The following is a 3,913-nucleotide window of genomic DNA, read 5'->3' as shown; positions in this document are numbered from 1 at the left end:
GCTATGTCCGGGATGGCCGCCGACGGCTGGTCAGTTGCCGGCGCCGCTGCCTTTCTCGCTGTGTGGACTGTGATGATGGCGGCTATGATGCTGCCGGCCGCGGCGCCCATGATCTTTATGTTCGCGACGGCACAGGCGAGACGCGAACGACGCGTGGCCGTCCCGACATGGATCTTCGTCGCGGGCTACATGCTCGTCTGGGCGGCGGCTGGCCTTCTCGTGTATGTCCTGGTTCAGTTCGGCAGCGAGCTTGCGACGAGCCTCGATCCGCCTCTGCGGTCGAAATGGGCACCCTTCGCGCTCGGTGCCACGCTTGGTATTGCCGGGCTCTACCAGTTCACGGCCCTCAAGCATATTTGCCTGAGCCATTGCCGTTCACCGCTCGCGTTCGTTGCGCAGCACTGGCGCGAGGGCCGGGTTGGCGCGCTTGAGATGGGGCTGCGCCACGGCGCCTATTGCTTTGGGTGCTGCTGGGTGCTGTTTGCTGTGCTGGTTGCGGCCGGCGTCATGAGCGTCGCCTGGATGCTGCTTCTGACGCTGGTCGTCTTCGTCGAGAAGCTGCAGCCGCGTGGCCGCCGCTTCGAAGGTGCTTTGGGTATTGCGCTATTGGGTCTCGGGATCGTTGTAGCGCTCGGGGTGATTGAGATGCCTTGGATTGGCGGTTAGGGGCATTTCCCCGCGCCAAGGCCGCTCGCTTCTCAATCGACAAGGTGGTCAAGTCGCTCGTGCCGAAAAGCTAATGGTCGGATATCGAGCAAACGATGCGGCGCGAGCGTCAGGTTCTTGTTTGGCGCGTCGCTGCCTGGAAGCTCGGGGGCGAGAACAGACCGGCAGCTTCAGTCAGCGAATCGTCGAGAGCAGACATTTAGGCTGGGGCGCAGGCATCGCCGCGACCTGATCCTTTCTCGGACGTGGAGCCCCTACCCAACGACCGCCAGCCTGTTCCCTCGGCATGGACATTCGCAAAGCGCGCGGCACTTCGTAGTTGGCGCGAACCATCGACGAGCCTTGGCACCACGCTCCACGTCACCTCGCTTTCACAGGAGTTCCTGTTGTCAACGAGCTGTCTGTATTGGCGGTTCGATTTGAACCAGCGAACCGGTCGGGCCTAGAAATCGGTTGCTCGCCACTGGCCGAGGAATCTGGACGTTACCCCCGTGTTACCTGCGTAGACTACGCAGAATCCCGAGGCGCCGAGTGTACGCTCGTCAGCGAAAATGACGACACACGATGACGGAAGCGGCGTCGATGTCAAAATATTGGCAGCGGAAAGCAGGCGAGACGGCCGCGTTGCGGCGGTTCCCGGCTGAGCGTCGGGCAATCAAGGAACTGATGCTCCGCGACGGCGAGTTTTCAGACATGTGTGAGGAACTGGCAGAGGCCGAGTCTGCGCTACATGCAGCCAAAGCGCTGCCGCCGGATGTTCGCGAGGAGAGAACCGCCGAATGGATAGCTTCGATTGATCGACTTGCAGCGGAGATAGCGAGGGCGCTGCAGGAAGCCAACGTGATCCGCGTGGGCTGGATAGTCCAACCGAAAAAGCCACCACCATAAGCAGCAAAGTTCAAGGCACGAGCACATCAATGCCTCGCGACGTGGCGGACAGGTGCCCGTCGCTGCAGGAACTGCCACTGAAGGAAGGAGAACAACATATGTATTATACCGACAACTCGATACTGCCGGAAAACATGGCGCCACTGATCATCACGGCGGCGCCTTACGGCCCCCAGTGGTTGCCCGGCGACTCAAGCGACATCCCCCTCACCTGGGACGAACAGGTCCAGGTTGCGGTGGACTGCTACGAGGCCGGCGCCACCATGCTGCACTTCCACGTTCGAAACCCTGCCACCGGCATGGGTTCGACGAATTTCGACCAATACAACTACCTTCTGAAGCGGGTGAAGGAAGCCGTGCCGGACATGATCATCCAGGTCGGCGGCTCGATCTCGTTTGCGCCGCACACGGACGACGCCAAGGCGAAGTGGCTCGACTACGACACCCGCCACATGCTCACCGAATTGGACCCGAAGCCGGATTTCGTGACCGTGACGACCGGCACCTCGCTCTGGGACATCGCCTCCACATTCGCTCCGGAGGACATCAAAGGCACGCACATGGAAGACCCGAAGGTGCAGGCGGCATGGGCAGGCATGGTAGTGGATTCCACGCCCGCCTTCTACGTCGAGCACCTCAAACGCCTTCGGAAAAACGGCATTCTGCCCTACTTCGTTCCCTGCGGCCCCCATCAATGGGACCTCGTCGAGCGCTGTATCCGGGCCGGCATTTACATGGGGCCGTTGAACATGGCGCTTTGCGGCTATGGTGGCGGAACGATGTATCGCAATCAGTTTGACTGGATGCATTTCCTCGAACGGGTTCCGCAAGGCTCGGTCAACACCTTCTGGACCAGCATGCGCGGGCTGATTTCGATCTCGGCGATGGCCCTGGTGCTGGGCCAGCACATACGCGTCGGCAACGAGGACAACATCTGGGGCGCGGACCGCAAGCGCAAGAGTTCGGTCGAGCAGGTTAAGGGTGTAGTGCGTCTTGCCAAGGAATTCGGCCGCAAGGTGGCGACCGCAGAGGAAGCCCGCAAGATCATGAAGGTCGGCACCTGGTACAACAGCGTCGAAGAGACGCTGCAGAACAACGGCATGCCTCCCAGCCCATCCGACTTCAATCCGGGCTTCCTCACCTGGCCGACTGACGGGAAGATCAAGCCGGCCGTGCTCGGCGGCGACTCGCATCCGATCGCGGCGTGCATGATCGCACCGGAGCCGGTCCGGGCCGCACAGGCCAAACTGAAGATCGCAATCGCATAGCCGAGAACGACTTATCGCCTTTGCATGGTGGTCTGCGCTCCTCTGCAGGCCACCAGTTCCAGTACGAGCGCGGGAGGAATGCGTGGCTGGCCGGATAACGCACTTTGAAATCTATAGCGACGAACCGGGGAGGCTCTCCGAGTTCTACAGCACACTTTTCGGTTGGCGGATGGAGCGGGCGGAAGGCCTGGACTATTGGCGCATCCACCTGGATCCGACCGACACAACGAGCGTGGGCGGGGGGCTGACCTACCGGCCCCGAGCCGACCCGAAGGGTTGGCTGCAATTCGTAGACGTCGAGTCGATCGACGATTCGATAGCCCTCGCCGAGCAAATGGGCGCCATGGTGGTGAGGCCGAAGACGGCAGTTCCACGAACCGCATGGGTCGCCGTTCTGGCCGATCCGTCGGGAAACATATTCGCTGTCTGGCAACCCGACGTACGCGCCTTTCCCACGCCGGAACCGGATTGACGGGAGCGAGCAATGACACAGACGACCGAAGGTGCACCAGACGGACCGTGGGACGCCGGCACATTGGCGCAGCTCCAAAAGTTTGACGAGCCCTGGGGGCGTACATGCCGGACGATGAGCACAAATCCATGGAGCGGCAACATCCTCTCCCGGAAATTCGGCGAACTGGTCGCGGTCGCGGTCAACGTCGCCTGTACCAATCTCAACCGCGACGGCACGCTGCGCCATATCCGGGCTGCGCTTGATGCGGGAGCGACTCCCGATGAAATCCTCGCCGTCGTCAAGATGGGCTCTGTCATGTCGATTCATTCGTGCAGCCTCGGCGCGCCCATCCTGCTCGAGGAAGCTGTCGCCGCCGGAAAGTCCCCTGTCGCCAAAGCCCCGGTCGCAACGCCTGCATGCGACCGGATGAAGGCAATCGGCCAGTGGAACACGGCGTGGGACCCATTCTTCGCGCTCGATCCCCAATGTGTTGATTTCCACTGAGAGCTGACCCGGCGTTTCCACCGAGAAGTGACCCGCCTTTAGGTATCGTTCGTGTTGGTGGTGGTGGTCAAGTTCGTGCGTTTCTCCTTCGTTGTTTTGGGTTCATGCGCCGAACTGTTCTTGAAGCGAAAGC

5 protein-coding genes are annotated in these 3,913 nt (G+C 61.4%); all 5 read left to right on the top strand.

Annotation, left to right across the window (positions count from 1 at the left end):
* Positions 1-666, top strand: a 666-nt coding sequence (locus AC1DLV_RS30185) for a DUF2182 domain-containing protein (protein ID WP_476836343.1), incomplete at its 5' end; no start/stop codon positions are given.
* 564 nt (positions 667-1,230) lie between these two features.
* Complete coding sequence (locus tag AC1DLV_RS30180; protein WP_476803634.1) at positions 1,231-1,554, top strand: hypothetical protein; 324 nt, start codon at positions 1,231-1,233, stop codon at positions 1,552-1,554.
* A 98-nt stretch (positions 1,555-1,652) separates the two neighbouring features.
* Entirely contained in the window at positions 1,653-2,822 is a 1,170-nt protein-coding gene (locus tag AC1DLV_RS30175; protein ID WP_476803635.1) for a beta-keto acid cleavage family enzyme, read from the top strand.
* Between the two features lie 82 nt (positions 2,823-2,904).
* Positions 2,905-3,294 carry a VOC family protein gene (locus AC1DLV_RS30170; protein WP_476803636.1) on the top strand — a complete coding sequence of 130 codons (390 nt, stop codon included), beginning with the start codon at positions 2,905-2,907 and terminating at the stop codon, positions 3,292-3,294.
* Between the two features lie 12 nt (positions 3,295-3,306).
* Complete coding sequence (locus AC1DLV_RS30165; protein ID WP_476803637.1) at positions 3,307-3,780, top strand: carboxymuconolactone decarboxylase family protein; 474 nt, start codon at positions 3,307-3,309, stop codon at positions 3,778-3,780.
* The last annotated feature ends 133 nt before the right edge of the window (positions 3,781-3,913 follow it).

This window comes from Aminobacter sp. 01T433, from assembly GCF_056398585.1.
This window is presented reverse-complemented; position numbering and strand designations above follow the sequence as displayed.

Coding starts and splice junctions, on each gene's coding strand:
- AC1DLV_RS30175 (WP_476803635.1), top strand. CDS start 1,653: ATGTATTATACCGACAACTCGATACTGCCGGAAAACATGGCGCCACTG.
- AC1DLV_RS30165 (WP_476803637.1), top strand. CDS start 3,307: ATGACACAGACGACCGAAGGTGCACCAGACGGACCGTGGGACGCCGGC.
- AC1DLV_RS30180 (WP_476803634.1), top strand. CDS start 1,231: ATGACGGAAGCGGCGTCGATGTCAAAATATTGGCAGCGGAAAGCAGGC.